General features: G+C 41.7%; 16 protein-coding genes. 5 read left to right on the forward strand and 11 right to left on the reverse strand.

The window, feature by feature from the left end; genetic code table 11:
• Positions 1 to 294 precede the first annotated feature (294 nt).
• The 3 genes from A4H00_RS00555 to A4H00_RS00565 form a co-directional block, all read right to left on the reverse strand.
• Positions 295 to 2,532 (reverse strand): DNA internalization-related competence protein ComEC/Rec2, encoded by a 2,238-nt coding sequence (locus A4H00_RS00555; protein WP_067086023.1) that lies wholly within the window; start codon positions 2,530 to 2,532, stop codon positions 295 to 297.
• Complete coding sequence (locus A4H00_RS00560) at positions 2,516 to 3,154, reverse strand: helix-hairpin-helix domain-containing protein (RefSeq protein ID WP_067086025.1); 639 nt, start codon at positions 3,152 to 3,154, stop codon at positions 2,516 to 2,518. The genes A4H00_RS00555 and A4H00_RS00560 overlap by 17 nt, the downstream gene beginning before the upstream one ends.
• 69 nt (positions 3,155 to 3,223) lie before the next feature.
• Positions 3,224 to 3,970, reverse strand: coding sequence for a lysophospholipid acyltransferase family protein (locus A4H00_RS00565; protein ID WP_067086028.1), 747 nt, complete (start codon positions 3,968 to 3,970; stop codon positions 3,224 to 3,226).
• 95 nt (positions 3,971 to 4,065) lie between these two features.
• Between A4H00_RS00565 and A4H00_RS00570 the strand changes: the two genes are divergently transcribed.
• Both A4H00_RS00570 and A4H00_RS00575 read left to right on the forward strand, forming a co-directional pair.
• Positions 4,066 to 4,815 carry a tRNA1(Val) (adenine(37)-N6)-methyltransferase gene (locus tag A4H00_RS00570; RefSeq protein WP_067091314.1) on the forward strand — a complete coding sequence of 250 codons (750 nt, stop codon included), beginning with the start codon at positions 4,066 to 4,068 and terminating at the stop codon, positions 4,813 to 4,815.
• Positions 4,757 to 5,116 carry a GIY-YIG nuclease family protein gene (locus A4H00_RS00575; RefSeq protein ID WP_067086031.1) on the forward strand — a complete coding sequence of 120 codons (360 nt, stop codon included), beginning with the start codon at positions 4,757 to 4,759 and terminating at the stop codon, positions 5,114 to 5,116. Before A4H00_RS00570 ends, A4H00_RS00575 begins: the two co-directional genes overlap by 59 nt.
• Before the next feature lie 166 nt (positions 5,117 to 5,282).
• Here A4H00_RS00575 and A4H00_RS00580 read toward each other — a convergent pair whose 3' ends face one another.
• The 7 genes from A4H00_RS00580 to A4H00_RS00615 all read right to left on the reverse strand — a co-directional run bounded on the left by A4H00_RS00580 (position 5,283) and on the right by A4H00_RS00615 (position 13,907).
• On the reverse strand, positions 5,283 to 5,693 hold the full coding sequence (locus A4H00_RS00580; RefSeq protein WP_067086033.1) for a GNAT family N-acetyltransferase: 411 nt from the start codon (positions 5,691 to 5,693) through the stop codon (positions 5,283 to 5,285).
• Between the two features lie 92 nt (positions 5,694 to 5,785).
• Positions 5,786 to 6,451 (reverse strand): ArsR/SmtB family transcription factor, encoded by a 666-nt coding sequence (locus tag A4H00_RS00585; RefSeq protein ID WP_067086036.1) that lies wholly within the window; start codon positions 6,449 to 6,451, stop codon positions 5,786 to 5,788.
• Between the two features lie 376 nt (positions 6,452 to 6,827).
• On the reverse strand, positions 6,828 to 9,962 hold the full coding sequence (locus tag A4H00_RS00590; RefSeq protein WP_067086039.1) for a GAG-binding domain-containing protein: 3,135 nt from the start codon (positions 9,960 to 9,962) through the stop codon (positions 6,828 to 6,830).
• Between the two features lie 401 nt (positions 9,963 to 10,363).
• On the reverse strand, positions 10,364 to 10,681 hold the full coding sequence (locus tag A4H00_RS00600) for a hypothetical protein (RefSeq protein WP_067086044.1): 318 nt from the start codon (positions 10,679 to 10,681) through the stop codon (positions 10,364 to 10,366).
• A 141-nt stretch (positions 10,682 to 10,822) separates the two neighbouring features.
• Complete coding sequence (locus A4H00_RS00605; RefSeq protein WP_067086046.1) at positions 10,823 to 12,070, reverse strand: ABC transporter permease; 1,248 nt, start codon at positions 12,068 to 12,070, stop codon at positions 10,823 to 10,825.
• Positions 12,071 to 12,766: an ABC transporter ATP-binding protein gene (locus A4H00_RS00610; RefSeq protein ID WP_067086048.1), complete on the reverse strand. Its 696-nt coding sequence runs from the start codon at positions 12,764 to 12,766 to the stop codon at positions 12,071 to 12,073.
• Positions 12,732 to 13,907 (reverse strand): efflux RND transporter periplasmic adaptor subunit, encoded by a 1,176-nt coding sequence (locus A4H00_RS00615; RefSeq protein ID WP_067086051.1) that lies wholly within the window; start codon positions 13,905 to 13,907, stop codon positions 12,732 to 12,734. Before A4H00_RS00615 ends, A4H00_RS00610 begins: the two co-directional genes overlap by 35 nt.
• Before the next feature lie 234 nt (positions 13,908 to 14,141).
• On the opposite strand from A4H00_RS00615, the gene gorA reads away from it, so the two are divergent.
• Both gorA and A4H00_RS00630 read left to right on the forward strand, forming a co-directional pair.
• A complete protein-coding gene (gene gorA, locus A4H00_RS00625) occupies positions 14,142 to 15,491 on the forward strand; it encodes a glutathione-disulfide reductase (protein ID WP_067091317.1) in 1,350 nt (449 codons plus the stop codon).
• Positions 15,492 to 15,872: 381 nt separating this feature from the next.
• On the forward strand, positions 15,873 to 16,412 hold the full coding sequence (locus A4H00_RS00630) for a biotin transporter BioY (RefSeq protein ID WP_067086056.1): 540 nt from the start codon (positions 15,873 to 15,875) through the stop codon (positions 16,410 to 16,412).
• 711 nt (positions 16,413 to 17,123) lie between these two features.
• On the opposite strand, the gene A4H00_RS00635 is transcribed toward A4H00_RS00630, so the two are convergent.
• Positions 17,124 to 17,336 carry a YdbC family protein gene (locus A4H00_RS00635; protein ID WP_067086059.1) on the reverse strand — a complete coding sequence of 71 codons (213 nt, stop codon included), beginning with the start codon at positions 17,334 to 17,336 and terminating at the stop codon, positions 17,124 to 17,126.
• Between the two features lie 91 nt (positions 17,337 to 17,427).
• On the opposite strand from A4H00_RS00635, the gene A4H00_RS00640 reads away from it, so the two are divergent.
• The gene (locus A4H00_RS00640; protein WP_067086062.1) at positions 17,428 to 17,739 is read left to right on the forward strand and encodes a hypothetical protein; all 312 of its coding nucleotides are present in this window, start codon (positions 17,428 to 17,430) and stop codon (positions 17,737 to 17,739) included.
• The last annotated feature ends 290 nt before the right edge of the window (positions 17,740 to 18,029 follow it).

Consider the following 18,029-nt stretch of genomic DNA (forward strand, 5'->3'; position numbering starts at 1 on the left):
TTCGAGAAATTCTCTAGTTTTTCATCCTTTAACACTACATGAAAGTTTTGCTTTCAGCAATTACAGGTCTTGGTTTTCAATATTTCAGAATAAAAAATCATATTTTAGAAATAATTTGGAAAAATTTTCTTCATGCGTTTGTCGTGAAGGTGAACAAGAACTAGGTAGACCGAAACTCCTGAAAATATCTACCACAGACTGTGGCCATTCGGTACAAATTTCACCCAATCTTTCCCACTCCCTTGTACACTTGTTCATACTGAAGTAATAGTTCCCTGACTCCTACTCATCTACTTACCTCACCGTTTCAATCCGCCATTTTTTCCAGCCCCTAAAACGAATAGCGCCTTGCTCATCGGTCCGAAATAGCTGTACCTTCCTTTCCTCAAATCGATCTATTGTCTCCTGATGAGGATGTTTGTAACGATTATTTTTACCAGCTGAAATCAAAGCTATCTTTGGTGAAATGTGATCCAGAAATTCGGGATAGGATGAGCCTTTGGAGCCATGGTGTCCTGCCTTCAATACATCAACTGGTAACTGCGGATAGGTTTTAACCAGGTCCAACTCCCCATCTTCTAAATCCCCTGTAAAAAGAAAACGCGTCTGCAATACATTTCCATACAAAATCACTGAATCATTATTTCCCCCATCTCCTACTGTAGGGGGATAAAGCACTTCTAAAAAACGGTCAAAAATCGGAATCCTACCTCCTACTCGTACAACATGAACAGGAACCCGTAGCCCTCTCAGGGTCTCTATAAAATCAGGAACCGTCAAGCTTCCTTCAGACACGTAAATGCACCCAATGTCTACAGCTTGTGCAACTTCTACCAGATCTCCCACGTGGTCTGTATCAGTATGCGTTAACACAAGTGTGTCAATCCGACTCACGCCACGGCTATAAAGGTAGGGAATCAAGGTGCGCTCTGCATTTGCTTGTGCACTCTTCTCCTGCCAACTTTCTTTAGCAGTAAAACTCACCTTTCCTCCAACATCAATCAAAACTGTTCGACCACGAATATCCCGCAAAAAGATGCTATCGCCTTGTCCAATATCCACTATTGTGATCTCATTTTCCAAAGGATGTTTGACGACAAAAAATAGCAGAGCTGCTAAGCTGATGAGAACGAAACGCCATTTACGGTTCTGATAGACATCATACGTAAGAAGCAAAACGGCCAGCAAGACGACTAATAGCGTAGCTATCGGTTTCCCGAAAATCAATGGTTTGAACCCCAGATCTGCTACCCACTGAATGCAGGCCTCCATCCAAACAAAGAAAAGATTAACCTGCGTAAGCTGTATCAAGGGTGCTAGCAAAAACACAATGCTGAGTCCTGGTAAGAAAACAACATCAAAAACAAAGGAAAAGAGAAAGGTTAGAAGGATAGACAAGGGTTGAAAGCTGTAAAAATAATAGAGCAACAAGGGTAAAATCCCAACTGAAATCGCTAAACTCTCCACTAGTACCTGCTTATAATGCGGCAACTCCTCAAAATCAAATACTGTCAGCAGAAAGGCATAAGCAAAACTCAGGATACCTCCAGCTGTTAATAAAAAATACGGCATAAGCAGGAAAGATAGGACAAGCGTACAAGCCATATTGTCCAATTTCGTAATGCCTAGATTGGCTAACATTTTCTGCAAAAGGGAGCGATTGACTGAGACCGAAAAGCCTGTCAAGCCAGCATACACAAAAGAAAAGGGGACTTGCAGCCAATCGACTATCTCCTTTCGCAGACCCAATCGCAAGAAAAGATAGCGAAATTTATCGACAAAGAATCCCACTTGCATCCCTGATAAAGCAAATAAATGAATAATGCCTAGACTAGAATACAGGTCACTCATTTGGTCAAACTCCTTGTCCAACTCTCCAAACAACAGCCCAGTCATGTAATGTCGCATCGGATTTGGGAACTGCTCCTTGATATACACCAATGCTTTGCGCCGAAGTACCGATAACCAATCCAAGGGATTCCAAGAAAAACGCTTTTGTATTTTTGTGATGTGGCTAATCTTGACCGTCCGATAAATCCCTTGTGTCCTTAAATAATCTCGATAATCAAATCCATTAAAATTTCGCTGTGCTTCTGGTTCAGATACAGTTGCCTCCACTTCTAGGTCCACCAAGCTTGACAAATGCTTAAAATAAGCCTGCTCCTTCTCACTTTTTAATTGATAAAAAACAGTATACAAGCGCCCTGATGACCTTGCTCGAAAGGTCAGGCTATCGCCGTTGACTTGAATGGTGTCTGGTTTGACCAATAGTTGACTAACTTCTGTCGGAGCTGTTCCTTCATCCATCATCATTTTCACTCTTTGTAGACCGAACAAGAGAACAAAACAGCCCAAAATCGGAAGCACCTGATACCAGACTTTTCGCCCTTGTCGAAACCAGAGTAAAACTAACAAGCCTAAAAACAGGAGCACAGATAAAAAGGATAGGCGGTACATCACAAAATAAAGAGCCAACAGTAAAACAGCTAAATGAATGGGAGCAATGGGTAGGCGCTTAATCAACTGTGACATAGGGACGGATATTCTCTAAGCTCTTAGCACCGATGCCTGAAACATTCTTCAAATCATCAACCGACTGAAAGCGACCATTACTCTCACGATAGGCAATAATATCTGCAGCTCGCTTAGCACCGATGCCTGAAATGGTCTGCAGGTCTGCTTCTGTTGCAGTATTGAGATTGATGAGGCTCCCTTTTTCACCCTTATCTCCGCTTGCTGGTGAAGTGGTTACAGTAGGAACAACCGAAACAGCTTCCTCCTTGGTCGCTACATAAACGACTCCCTCATCACTTAACTTCTGAGCCAAATTGATAGACTTGGAATCAGCAGTTTCTGCCAATCCTCCTGCCGCTTCTACAGCATCATGGAGGCGACTACCTGCCGACAAATGGTAAATGCCAGGCTTTCTGACCGCTCCCTTGACATCTACTACAAGCTGCGATTCTGAGTGGGAACTAGAGGGCTTTTCAACAACTTGCTCACTACTACTTGCTAACTCCGTTAAACTAATTTGCTCTTCTGTATGACCTGTTTGTCCCATCAAAAAAACAGTCGCTATCGCCACTATGATTCCAGACGGCACGACAATTTGCCATTTATAATCACGTACAATCTGTACCCATTTTTCAATCATATTCTTACCTCCACTTATTTATTCGCAAAGGGAAGCAAAAAAACTCGTTCAAGACGAGTTTTTGACTGTTTAGCGATCCAAATTGGTAGTTGGTTGCCAAATAAAACTGGCAAGATAACTAAAGAGATAGGTCAAGCCTAGAACCACTGCTACTAGAATCAATACTGGAATACGATAGATAAAAGTCCAGTAGCCCAAGCGTTTCTTGTTTGTCTGAGCAGCACGTGCGAGGACATCCAAGCGATTAAATTCTGACTCAATACGATGAGTGACTTCTGCAATTCCTGCATCGTCAAGGCGTTTCACATCCGAAATATCAATCGGATTGCCAAAAGCAACGTCAATGCGATCCCCTAATAAAAGATTTTTCACGGTCATTGGTCCAATATAGGTGGCAGGCATGATTTTCACCTTAGCAGTCTTTGCAATGACAGCAACGCCCCCTTTTAACTTGGTTGAATGACGGGTTCCAGAAGGGAACATGACCAAGGAACGATTGCTTTTTTTCAACATCTTGACAGGATATTTAATCGCTGCTGTACCTGGGTTTTCACGGTCAATAGGAAATGCACCACACTTGCTAATCCACCAGCCAAATCCACGATCCTTGAACAATTCTTTTTTTGCCATAAAAATAAATTGTTTGGGAGCTGAAGCATAGCCTAAAAAGACTGGATCCCAGAAGGTTCGATGAGGCGCTACCAAGATATAATTTTCATCTTGGGGCAAGATTTTCTCCCGATCATGATAATGAATATTGCCATTGACAGCCCACAACAAAAAGACTAACAAACTGCGTAAGTAGGAATAAAACATTATACTCTCCTTTGCTGATTTCTCTTTTATTATACCATATTTTGAAGACCTGAAAAGATTTTTCATCCGCTGTGACAATGTGCTATAATAGTTTTATGGTAAATCACAGGTTGAAAGCTGGAGAACGCATTGATCAACTGTTCTCCACTGATGTCAAAATTATTCAAAATAAGGAAGTTTTTAGCTATTCGATTGATAGTGTTCTTTTGTCACGTTTTCCAAAACTCCCTAAAAAAGGACTAATTGTTGATTTGTGTAGCGGAAATGGTGCTGTCGGACTCTTTGCATCGACTCAGACCAAAGCAAAAATCACTCTAATTGAAATCCAAGAACGATTGGCAGATATGGCGAAGCGCTCGATTGCGCTCAATCAGCTAGAAGATCAGGTCGAGATGATTCACGATGATCTCAAGCACCTACTCAACCATGTTCCACGTTCACAGGTTGATTTAATTCTTTGCAATCCGCCTTATTTTAAGGTCGAACAACAGCCTAATTTGAAAGCAAGCGAGCATTATCTATTAGCCAGACATGAAATCACGACCAACCTTGAAGAAATTTGTGCGGTGAGTCGCCATGCCCTCAAATCAAATGGCCGATTAGCCATGGTGCACCGACCAGAGCGTTTCCTTGAAATTATGGATACTATGAAGGCCTATCATCTAGCTCCCAAGCGGATTCAGTTTATCCATCCCAAGGCAAACAAGGAAGCCAATATGCTTCTGATTGAAGCCATTAAAGATGGTTCGTTAGAGGGGTTAAAAATCCTGCCACCTCTGATTGTTCATGAGGAAGACGGTCGCTATACTTCAGAAATTGAGGAGATCTATTTTGGCAAAGGCTAAACATTATATGTACGTGGTCAAATGTGCGGATAATAGCCTTTACACCGGCTATACAACTGATATTGACAAACGGATTGCAACCCACAACAGTGGCAAAGGTGCCAAATACACCCGCAACCGCAGACCTGTTAAACTACTCTATCAGGAAACCTTTCCCGATAAATCAAGTGCCATGTCAGCAGAAAGTTTCTTCAAACGCAAGACACGGCAGCAAAAATTGGATTATATTGCAGAAAGGGAGTGGGACAAAAATCGTGATTTCGTAGAAATCGATTTTGTCGTCCCACCCCCGCAAGGTTGACTAGGTTTGTAGAATGTTGATTTATCAACGTTTGACAAACCAGACAATCATCGCTTTCAAATTTCTAGGCTCAGGTATCAATAGTCACTCCCCTGACTATTGATATGCGTCAAACTGTCAAAGCTATAAAAGAAGCAAGGCTGGATACTTTTGTCCCATCCTCTTTTTACCTTCTTACATAAGTATAGGCTACGCAGCCTAGCTCATCTACTGCCTTAAATCCTAAGGATTCGTAGAAAGCCATTGTCTTTTCTTCTCTGCCTGTCAAGAGATGCAGTTGGTAAATAGCAGGATAGCTGGCTAAAAGCATTTCCATCAGCCTTCGTCCGATACCCCTTCGCTGATAGTCTGGTAAGACTAGAATATCTTGCACAAAGAGAATGGAAGCACCATCTCCCACAGCTCGTAACAAACCTACGAGCTTTTCTTGATCAAAGGCTGCAATAACTAATAGACTATTTGCTAAGGCTTGTTCTAACATCTGAGGTTGATTTGTATAATTAGTCCATTCAACTGCTCTGTAAAGCTCAAGAACGGATGACATCTCTAATTTTGCTTGTTTCACATAGGTAATCATCATCTTCTCCTTTTCTTTTATATGATTTTAGAAAGAACATGCTATATCCAAATTCCTGATACCCATAGGAACCTCCTGATTTATTATACATGTCAGGTGTTAGAATCTTCGTTTTTGCCCCACTTCCAATCGGCGAAACTGCGATTAAGGCTAAAAGTAGGATAGCCTAAGGACTGCAAATCTTGTGCAGCCACATTTGCATAGCCACACTGACGACCACGACAATACACGATAACCGTCCGATCTTTTGGCAGCTGCGTTTTTTTCTGATGAAAGTCAGCCATCGGGAGATTAACTGCACGAGGAAGATGGCCTGCCTCAAACTCTTCTGTAGGCCGTAGATCCAGTAAGAGAACATCTGGCTGCTCAGACAACTTGACCGCCTCTTCTAGACTAATCTGGTTCACACCTGCCTCCCTGTCATACTCCGCTTCAATGGTCCGCACTTCGGCTAGCTGCTCCTCACCGATGTCAAATAAGAACAGAATGAGTTGCGCTACCTTTGCTGAAGCAAGACTGTAGCGAATAAAATTCCCCTGACGGCTGGTAACCACTAGATTACTCTCTTTTAGGACTTGAAGATGACGGGAAGTATTGGCAACCGACAAGCCTGTCGCAAGGGCAATCCCCTCCACTGGCTTGGGGCCTTGGGTCAGAAGATTTAAAATCTCAAGCCGTTTTTCACTCCCTAGTCCCTTGGTCAATCGGGACAATTCCTTGTATAAACTATTTTTGTAGTCTGTCATTTTCGTATCCATCTATATCACTCCTCAACTATTCAATGAAATAGTATACTATTTGCCTCTCCCTGTCAACTATTCTTCCTTTTTACGGCAGCCTTTTAGAGAAACTAATCTGAGGCTGAGTCAAGAGTGTCCAGCCTCGATTCGCTTATCGATTTAACAGTTTAGAACATATCAATAGTCAGAGGAATGACTATTGATACCTGAGCTTGGAAATCAAAAAGCAAGGATTGTCAGGTTTGAAAAACGTTGATATACCAACATTCTACAAACCACGTCAACCTTGCGGGAGTGAGAGTAAACGAATCCAGAAATAAAGGAGTGAGGATAATCGATTTCTGCGAAATACCGATTGAGTCTCACTCCCTCTTAGGTTTAGGTGAAAAAGTGTTTAGTGTTTCCGTTTTCGAGCAAAGATTCCTGCTAATCCTGCGAAGGCTATTCCTAATAGGGAAACAAGGCTAGTAGCTTCGTTGGTTTTTGGCAAAGTAGCTTTCTCTGTCTTTTGAACCCGCTTCAACTCTACCGGTTGTTGGAGTTTTTTATCTGAATCAACTGGTGTTTTTTCTAGCTGTTGATTTGGCTTCATAGACTGCTCTGTTTGTCCTAGATGACCATTAGCTGTTGTAAAAGTATCTAGTTGAACCTTTTTATCTCCTAATTTTGCACTATTGTTCATTCTGTTTAACGCCTGAGTAGAATTTGCAGACATATTTGGTTTGACTACTTTTTCTCCTGGTTTTGCTGAATGAAGCAATTTATCTAGAGGCAGTACTGGCTTAGTGGCAATAGCAGGTTGCCCTGTAGCAAAATGACGGTTTTCTGGAGCTTTCGGCAATGGTTTTACAAAGGCTGGCTGGCCTGTATAGTGGTGTTTTTCCTTTGGCTTATCCAATGAACCTGATTGTCCCACGTCTGTTTTTGGTGATGGAGTTATCTGAGTATCTGATTCTACTTTTGGTTTAGCTGAATGAATCAACTCACCTATAGGCAATACTTGCTTAGTGCTAGTAATAGACTGCCCTGTAGCAAAATGGCGATTTTCTGGAGCTTTCGGCAATGGTTTTGCAAAGGCTGGCTGACCTGTATAGTGGTGTTTTTCCTTTGGCTTATCCGATAAACCTGATTGTTCTCCGTCTGCTTTTGGTAATGGAGCTGGAGTTACCTGAGTATCTGACTCCATTTTTGGTTTAGCTTTTTCTGAATCTACTTCTGATGAATCTGGCTTTTCTGTTGGTCGCACCGTCTTTATGGTAGTTTTTGAACCAATTCCTTGGTTATTCGCTAAATAATCATACAAGTCATTGAATTTCTTTTGTCTTGGATAAATTTCTTGCTGAATAAATAGTGGCAAATGAGAGACCGTACCATAGGGATGTAAAAACATGTCTTTCATAATCGCCTTCAAGGCTTCATTGTCAGGAAACTTCTGCCGTTTTTGTTCCAATTCACGAGCGATTTTTTCAATCTCTGCAAAGATAGCCAACTCCTGCAAATCTTTAATAATTTTATTGGTGAGTTTGGTATCAGCTGCAGTCTCTTCACTCAATTGCTCAAAACTAGCCATAAAGTCTTTTGCTTGTTCTCCGATTTCGGCCCAGATTTTCATTTGTGCATCCGAAAGATTCGCATCTGCTAATTGTGGTAGCGACTGTACAGCTTTTATCAGAGCTTTTGTCTGTTTTAAAGTTTCCAGATGAGGTGCTTTAGCATCTGCTACGTTTTGCTTCCGAGATTGGTCATAAATCTTATCTAAGCCAGTATCCGTTTTTTCATCTTCTAGTTGACTTCGGATAGCACTACGGTGATCGTCTGTCAAATACGGAAGTTTATCTACCTGTTCTTGGATGTTTTTGCGTTTCTCAAAAATGGCCGTATTTCTCTTTGACGTCTCATTTGCTTCTGCGATAATCGACTCGATTTCTGATGTAGTGCCTGCTTTTTCCAACCGATCGAGATAGTTCGAACGTTCATCCACTTCAAGATCTGCTTTTGTTTTAATCTCTGCGACAGCCTCTTTCTTTTTCTCTTCGACCTCTTTCAAGAGCTGTAGATAGTTCAGCGCTTTTTCTTTAATCGTATCTACTTCCGCTTTTGTAGGAGCAGCCATGACTTGAGTTGAGAAATCATTTTTCTGTGCCTGAGGCAAATCATTGATTTGAGCGATTTGATTGATTGCTTCTTTCTTGTAGGCTTCCAATTCTTCTTGAGCTTTCTTGGTCTTTATCTCTTCCTCACTCTCTTTATATAGCCTTGCAGATAGGTCTTGAAGTGCCTTAAGCGTTGTTTCTGGTTTCTCTGCTAAATCCGTAATTTGTTTCAGTCTATCAGGTTCAGAAGCTAGGACAGACTGTGCTGCGGTAACAAGGTTGTTTTTAGCTTCAGCATAATCCTTTTCCACTTCAGCTTTAAATGCGTCAAACTCTTTTTCCGTTGCTGTCTTAAGCTGTTCTTTATTATTGACTTGAGCGAGCTTCTCTATCAGTTGCTTGTAAGCAGGTTTCTTATCGGGTCTTGCAGCATGTTCGCTCAACTCCATAACCTTTTGACGGAGGGGGGCAAGTTCTGCTTGGAAGGTAGGATCTGCTTCCTCCTTCTCCATTTCCTTATTCTCAGCTGGCTTAGTTCCCATTACCTCTGCTTCATGCTCTTTATACAACTCTGCAGATAACTTTTTAAGAGCATCAAGGGTTGTTCCTGACATAGCTGCTAGCTTGGTAATTTTTTCGAATCTAGCAGGATCTAGGATAATTTTTGCTGCTGTAACATAGTTTTCTCTAGCTTCTGTATAATCGTTTTCTACCTCAGTTTTAAACGCGTCAAACCCTTTTCCTGTTGCTGTCTTAAGCTGTTCTTTATTATTGACTTGAGCGAGCTTCTCTATCAGTTGCTTGTAAGCAGGTTTCTTATCGGGTCTTGCAGCATGTTCGCTCAACTCCATAACCTTCTGACGGAGGGGGGCAAGTTCTGCTTGGAGTGCAGGATCCGCTTCTTCTTTCTCCATTTCCTTATCCTCAGCTGGCTTAGTCCCCATTGCCTTTTCTGCTTCGCTTTCTCGATATAGCTGTGCAGACAAGTCTTGCAGTGCCATAAGAGTTGTACCTGGCATAGCTGCTAAATCCGTAATTTGTTTCAGTCTATCAGGTTCAGAAGCTAGGACAGCTTGTGCTGCTGTAGTGTAATTGTTTTTAGCTTCGATATAGTCACTTTCCACTTCAGCTTTAAACGCGTTAAACTCTTTTCCTGTAGCTTCCATAAACTCTTCTTTTTTAGTGACCTTAGCGAGATTTCCTACCTGTCCTTGGTAAGTAACTTTCTTTTCACTTGTAGCAGCATGAGTACTTAATTCCATAACTTTCTGACGGAGGGTGGTAAGTTCTGCTTGGAAGGCAGGATCCACTGACTCAGTCGGCTTCTCCATATTTGCAACTTGTTCAGGAGTCGGTATCTCTTCTGCTTGGATAACTTGGGGCAGAGTGGAGATGAGGGCGGCAGTTGCTGCTGCAGCGTACAATTGTTTTTTCATGAGGTATGTACCTTTCTACTTTCTAAAGATAGGTCAAATTTATCACCTACCATTTTCAATCGATACACTCATTATATAGCAAAACTCCTTAATAAACAAACCAAGGTATTTTTATATATGCTTTAAAAATAACAAACGTTTTTTGACAGAAAATAACTATTTATCCGTATATTTTTGGGAATACTATAGAAACATACATGATTCATCTGTTTTTTTGTTGAAAATCGAACCTTTTAAAAACAGGTTCAATTTAACCACCATATCGTAGTCAAATAAACAGACAAAAAACAGATAGCCTTTACTCCGTCTACAAACGATAAAAAAGGCTGGGCAGTTTTGCCCAACCTCGTTAAACTGTATCGTTTGGAGAGTGGCTGTTACAATAAAACCACTATCCCATCTTACTCCCATTCTTCTGGATGGCGGAGCCAGTATAGTTCCTTATCTGAAAGAGGGAGCTTGATATCCCCAATTAAAGGAAGATCTTTCAAGACAATGTGATTGTCATTTTCGTAGACATACAAATCGACATCGTGCCCACTCCTTGTCGTCAACACAAAATGATAGGAAACTTTAGCATTAGCAGGCAGGTCCGCAAAGACTTCTTGTCCCTCAACATGTTCACCAGCTGAGCCGACATATTCTCCAAACGTAGCAAGAATGTCCTGATTCTTGGTTTCAAGAATTTTCTTGTCATCTGCATCATAGACACGAATCATTTAAGAATGACTCTCGTCCCTTTTTTCAGCCGTTTCGCCACTTCTGATGGAGCAGGATGACAGCCCAATACAGCTAAGAAAAAGCAAACAAAGATAAACTAATTTTTTCACGATACCACCTCCAAAAGCGAGAATCAGACATTATTCATAACGAAGTGCTTCAATTGGATCGAGCTTAGAAGCCTTGTTGGCTGGTAAAACACCAAAGAGAACACCGACTGCTGCTGAGAAAGCGAGACTTCCGAGCACCACTGGAATCGAAATAACCGCTGTAATTTCTCCTCCTAAGGCCTTTGTCACATTGATAGTTGTAACCGCTAATTGAGCAATGCCAAGGCCAATCAAACCGCCCAGACTGGTCAAAACCATCGCTTCAATCAAGAATTGCAGGAGAACATTTCTGCGTGTTGCGCCAAGGGCTTTCCGCAACCCAATCTCACGCGTTCTCTCTGTCACAGATACAAGCATGATATTCATGACCCCAATCCCACCGACAAGAAGGGAAATACCTGCAACCGCACCAATGAAAGCTGTTATTCCAGCTATCTGAGTATTGAAGGTATCTAAAAATTGTGAGAAATCTTGAATATCGTAGTTTGCTTCTCTTAGACGAGTGGCCCTTGTTAGGTAGGCCGCCGCTGCTTTTCCTACTTCGGAAGAGCGTGAAACATCTTCTACATGGACATAGATTTGCGCATTCTCAGGGGAACCCGTTTCGGCAGCGACTTGAGTATTGGTCATTAGGGCACCACCACCAATTCCAAAACTAGGAAGTCCACCGCCATTATTATCTTCCTTATAGACACCCACTACCAGGTAGGCCTTATTCGCTAGACTAACTGTCTGATTCAGAGCCGATTGCGCATCATCAAACAAGGTTTCAGCAGTTGCTTTATCTAGCATGATAATCCGAGCAAATTGAGCATAGTCATTTGCAGTGAACTTACGACCTGCTATTAGCGAAATAGACTTAACATCAAAGTAAGATTGACTAACCCCTGTAATAAAGACACTTTCTATCTTTTTTGCACCAACGCTAATTTCTCCATTATTGTTATTGGTTGTATAGTAATTGCTGACACCGTCTACCTCGAGTAAGCCTTTTAAAATAGTATCTGTCACGATTGGTTCTGGCTCATCGGTTGTTTGCTTTTCAGATAATCGAGTAAACAAACCACTTTGCTGTGATTCTGTCGTAGTATTGGAGAAATATAATTGAACATTATTCCGATCGCCTGCTAAGGCGTCAGTCAAACTTCTTTTGAACCCTTCTCCTAAGGCCATAATGACAACAACAGAAGCAATCCCGATGATAATTCCTAACATGGTCAGAAGCGAGCGCATCTTATGGGCAAGAACAGATTTTAAGGCAAATTTAATATTTTCCATTTAGCTCTCCTCCTTGCGTCTATCTTCTGTAATCACACCATCACGAAGGACGATGCAACGTTTGGCATAGGCTGCGATTTCTGGCTCGTGGGTCACCATGATAATAGTCTTGCCTTCACGATTTAGCTCGGTTAAGAGCTCCATAATCTGATCACCTGTCTTGGTATCAAGAGCCCCTGTTGGTTCATCCGCTAAAATGATGGATGGACTATTGACCAAGGCACGTGCAATCGCAACCCGCTGCTTTTGACCACCTGATAACTCAGAGGGCAAATGTGTCATCCGATCTCCCAATTCCACTTTCTCTAAAAATTGATGGGACAGGATTTTACGTTGACTAGCAGGAACTCCTGCATAAATCAAGGGCAATTCAACATTTTGAAGCGCATTTAATTTGGACAAAAGGAAGAACTGTTGAAAGACAAAGCCAATCTGATTGTTCCGAACATGTGCCAATTTGTTTTCTGAAATTTGGCTGACTTCCGTATCTTCCAAGATGTACTCACCAGCTGTTGGTCGATCCAACAAACCGATGATATTCATTAGCGTCGACTTCCCAGAACCAGACGGCCCCATAATCGCAAGAAATTCACCTTCTTCTACTTCGAGGTCAATATCTTTTAACACACGCAGTTCTTGATCTCCATTTTTATAGCTCTTATTAATGTTGGTCAGCTTGATCAATTGTTTCTTCATGCGCTTCTACCTCTTTTCCATCTTCTAGGCTATCGTTTGGATTGGAGATGACGTGATCGTCTACTTTCAGACCGCTTGTCACTTCTTGGTAAACCGCATCTGAATTCCCAAGTTTCACTTCAACTTTCTTCGCTTTGCCATTTACAATTGTCCAAACAAAGTTTTTGTCTCCCTCTGGCATAACAGCCGCAACTGGAATAAGAATATTCTTACTATTATTGACAACTTCAATGTTAACAGTAAAACCTTGCTTCAATGCACCAACTTCGCTCGTAATCGCTGCTTTAAATGGGTATTTTGCATTTGATGTACCACCACCAGCTCCAGGAACTGCTGCTGTTTGACCGCTTTCTGGATAGTTGGAAACGTAAGAAATTTTTCCAGTCCAAACTTGATCAGGGTAGACCTTTGAAGTAATTTTTACTTCTTGATCCGGCTTAATATTGGCCAAGTCATATTCTGACAGTGTTCCTGTCACTTGCAAGCTTCCTTGATTGACAATATGAACAACTGTCTGGCTGGTACTGGTATTTGAACGAGATACTGATTTATTGACCTCAACAACTGTTCCTGAAATCGTACTTTTTACAGTCGCATCTTCCAAAGCAGCCGCAGCTTTATTGACTCCAGATTGGGCATCAGCGTAAGCATCATTTAAATCTTGCAACTGCATATCAACTGTTCGTTGCGCATTAGACAAGGCTTTACCATCAATCGCATCATCGCCTGTCAAATCAACGCTTTGTCCATTTGCTTGAAGGTCATTAATCTGGCGTCCTGCTTTATTCAATGCCCTCACAGCTGCGTCATAGGCTGCTTGTTGCTCCGCTGTATTATACTGTACAAGTGGTGTCCCAACTTCGACTTGATCTCCTTGAGATACCAAAACATCATCTAATTCACCTTTTGAGGCATCGTAATAAACATATTGCTCATCTGCAGCAGAAACCGTTCCTGAAAGAAGAGTTGATGAAGCAATGGAACCTTCTTTAACCGAAGTATACATCAAACTTTCCTCCACTGTCGTAGTTTCTGGACCAGCACCACGACCTCCAAACAGTAGGGCACCTCCGATGATCGCTACCACTGCGACTCCTAAACCAGAAAACAAAATGATTTTGCTTTTCTTTGTCTTAAACATATCGTCTCTCCTTTATTTTAGCCATTATTGTACTAAATATATAGTACACCAATACAATCAAAAATGCAAGCACTTTCTAACATTATTTTATAAAAAAATCCACTTTTTGACTATACCCCTTGCCCAACAAGTACCTTACACTTTTGTAAGATTAGGAGATCGTAGCCAATTTTTGCAGGAAGGAGAAAAAAACGTTACAATAAAAGGGAAATGACAATCAGGAAGGAAAACAAGATGAAACGATTTGATATTCTTGCAATTGGAGGCGGTTCTGGGGGAATTGCGACCATGAATCGAGCAGCAGAGCACGGCGCTAAAGCAGCAGTCATTGAAGGAAATCTTCTCGGAGGCACCTGTATCAATATCGGCTGTGTTCCCAAAAAAATCATGTGGTACGGAGCCCAGATAGCAGAAAGTTTCCACCATTACGGACCTGAGTATGGTTTTTCTGCTGAACATATCACCTTTGATTTTGAAACGCTCAAGAAAAATCGTGACGCCTATATTGAGCGCTCTCGAAATTCCTATAAAGGAACGTTTGAGCGCAATCAAGTTGAGGTTATTCAAGGCTATGCTCGCTTTGTAGACAAACACACTGTTGAAGTCAACGGAGAGCGGATTTACGCCAACAAAATTGTCATTGCAACTGGCGCAAAACCAATTCCAGCAACCATTCCTGGTGGCGAATACGCCAGTGTCTCAGATGATGTTTTTGCTTGGGAGGAATTGCCCCAATCTATTGCTGTGATTGGAGCTGGTTACATTGCTGTTGAAATGGCAGGCGTATTGCATTCACTAGGTGTAGAAACAGGTCTCTTTGTCCGTCGTGATCGACCATTGCGCCGCTTCGACACCTACATCACGGACGCACTTGTTGCTGAAATGGAACGAACAGGTCTTACTCTTCATTCCCATAAAATTCCTACTCGCATTGAAAAAAATGCTGACGATAGCCTCACCATTTACTTTGAAGACGGTAGCCACCATACTGCTGAAAAAATCCTTTGGGCAGTTGGTCGAACAGCGAATATTGAAAACTTGAATTTAGAAGCGATTGGAGTCACTACCACCCCATCCGGGCATATTGCTGTCAATGAATTTCAGGAAACAAGCGTTCCAAATATCTTTGCCTTGGGTGATGTGACAGGAGAAAAAGAACTAACTCCTGTTGCTATTAAGGCCGGACGTACCTTGTCGGAACGATTGTTTAACAATAAAGTCGGCGCCAAAATGGACTACCACTTTATTCCAACGGTTGTATTTTCTCATCCAGCGATTGGTACAATTGGCTACACTCAAGAAGAAGCTGAAAAGGAATTTGGAGCAGACAATATCAAGGTCTATACTTCTGCCTTTACTTCCATGTATACTGCCCTTGCACAAAATCGCCAAGCAGCCAAATTCAAATTGGTCACAGCTGGACCAGAAGAAAAAATCGTTGGGCTCCACGGTATTGGCTATGGTGTTGATGAAATGATTCAAGGTTTTGCAGTGGCAATCAAAATGGGGGCTACCAAGGCTGACTTTGATGCAACAGTTGCTATTCACCCGACCGGAGCAGAAGAATTTGTTACCATGCGCTAATCGCTTAGAGAAGAATACTCTATAAAAATCAAAATCTGACTAGCTTCCACAATTGAGAATTGTGGAAGGCTGGAAATAGAAAAAGTGTAGCTCGCCCCTTGCAATTGAGAATTGTGGAAGTGGATAGATAAAACGAGCCTAGCTTGTGTCCTAAAAACCGCAGGGATAACGGAGGTTAGCTGAGGATTATTGCATAATCCTTATTTCCAACCTTCAACAGTCCACCGGACTGTTGAAGCAAGGTGAGTTAACGACGTCAGACTTTGATTTTTGACGAGTATGACCAATACAAGGGTGTGACAGCCGATGCAAAAAGGATTGACTTTTCCCGTCAATCCTTTTATAATTTCGTTACCCTATTAAATTAAAAAGGATAACACTATGGCTAATTCACACACCAAATCACTCATCTATTCTGCCATTGGTGCAGGACTCATTGCTGTCTTATCACAAATTATCATTCCAATCGGACCTGTCCCCTTTACCCTACAAACACTTGCCGTAGGGCTGATTGCTAGTCTCTATTCCCATAAAGAAGCCATTACTAGCCTTGTCCTCTATCTCTTGCTAGGAGCTATCGGACTACCTGTCTTTGCAGGCTTTTCAGGCGGAATAGCCAGTCTTTTCGGACCGACTGCTGGCTTCCTCTGGGGATTTTTGCTATATGCTGGTGTGACTACTTTTCTCAGCTCCGCCCAGTCCCCTAGATTACACATCTTTCTTGCCAATCTCGCAGGCGATACACTCTGCTTCCTATCTGGTAGCCTTGTTTTTTCCCTTACCACTCATAGTAGCCTTGAAAAAACACTTGCTCTGACCGTTCTGCCCTTTCTGATTCCTGATTTGTTCAAAATCCTCATCATTACAATCATTCATCAGCCTCTCAGTTGTATCTTATACTCGTCAAAAAGGACGTTCTAATATTTGTTCGCCCACCTTGCTGAAACGCCATTCTATCTATGCTGTAACTGTTGGCTTTTAGATGGAATAAACGATATATAGTGGATTGAGAACTGAACACGGACCAAGAGCTATGTTAAAAAGAGACGCAGATGTTCCAACTTTAGTTGGTTACAGCTGAGGCTCCCTTTAGTGGGGATGCAGATGTTCCAGCTTTAGCTGGTTACAGCTGAGGCTCCCTTTAGGGATAAATCTCGTTGGTTGCAAGCCAACCTACTTCGATTTCCTATTTTGTCTAGGAGTTGCTTAACGCCCTTGTATCTTATGAAACTGAACACGGACTAAGAGCTATGTAAAAAAAGAGATGCAGATGTTCCAGCTTTAGCTGGTTACAGCTGAGGCTCCCTTTAGGGATAAGTCTTCCTAGCTCCAAAGGTATAGTATACCTTTGGAGGTGAGTGTTAGGAGTTTGCAGAGCAAACTCTCCTTTGGCTCTTCGTCAGATTTCCTATTTTCACTTTGTGCTTTATACACCCTCGTATCTTATGAAGGAATAGGACAAGGCAAGGAGCTGCAGATAGAACTGGCGTTAATTGAGGATTACTCCATAATCCCTATTTCCAACCTTCAACAGTCCACTAGACTATTGAAGCAAAGAGACTTAACGATGCCCTAACCTTTATTCCATTCACCATAAAATCAAGGGAAGCAATAGCCCCCCTTGATCTTTCATTAATTCCGAAAGGCATCGACCAAGACTTGAAATTCTTCGTTAGACAGTGTGATACCTTTCCCCATCTTGCTATGGTCTGGACTCCACGTACGGATGTCGTACTTAGCAGGTGCGCCATTAAAGCTCACACGGTTTACTTCCTTGGTCCAACCCTTCTCATTCTCTGATAAAACGAGTAACTTTTCCTCAATTTCAAATGTAAATTCTGCCATATCTTCCTCCTCTTATAATCTATTCGCAAACGCTTGTCTTTTTTATCAATTTCCGATATGATAATTGTATCAATCTTTGGAGTATTTTACCATGAAAAAGTTTCTAGCCTTTCTCCTTTATCACCTCAATGTGTTTTTGGGCAATCAACAACCTTACCGAGACCTAAAAGAAGAATATACGCCCAATCTTGATATGATTCAACTTGCCCTCTATAAAAAAGCAGCTATCCATGTCATTTATGCGAATAAAAGTTTCACAGGGGAAATTGTAACATTTGATCCTGATAAGAATCGAATGATTGTCAAAAACTTTAAGAAAAATGTGACCAGTATCATTTCACTAAACGATATTCAACAAATTTCTCTTGTTCCTGATAGTGTTCGGAAGTCACAACAAGCATAAGAAACAAGGTCGAGACAAAAGTCCCTGACCTCGTTATTTTGTAGATTTAACAGTTTAGCGCATATCAATAGTCAGGGGAGTGACTATTGATACCTGAGCTTGGAAATCAAAAGCGAGGACTGTCTGATTTGTATCAACATTCTATTAGAAGAGGCTAGCGAACATTTCTTCGCTAGCCTTATTCCCAACCTTTCACAATTCTCAATTGTGAAAGCTAGTCAACATGCGGGGAGAGTAAACTAATCCAGCGGATTATTTTAGCCCGAACTTAGAAATAAAGGAGTGAGGAT

It is taken from the genome of Streptococcus marmotae, assembly GCF_001623565.1.
Lineage (GTDB): Bacteria > Bacillota > Bacilli > Lactobacillales > Streptococcaceae > Streptococcus > Streptococcus marmotae.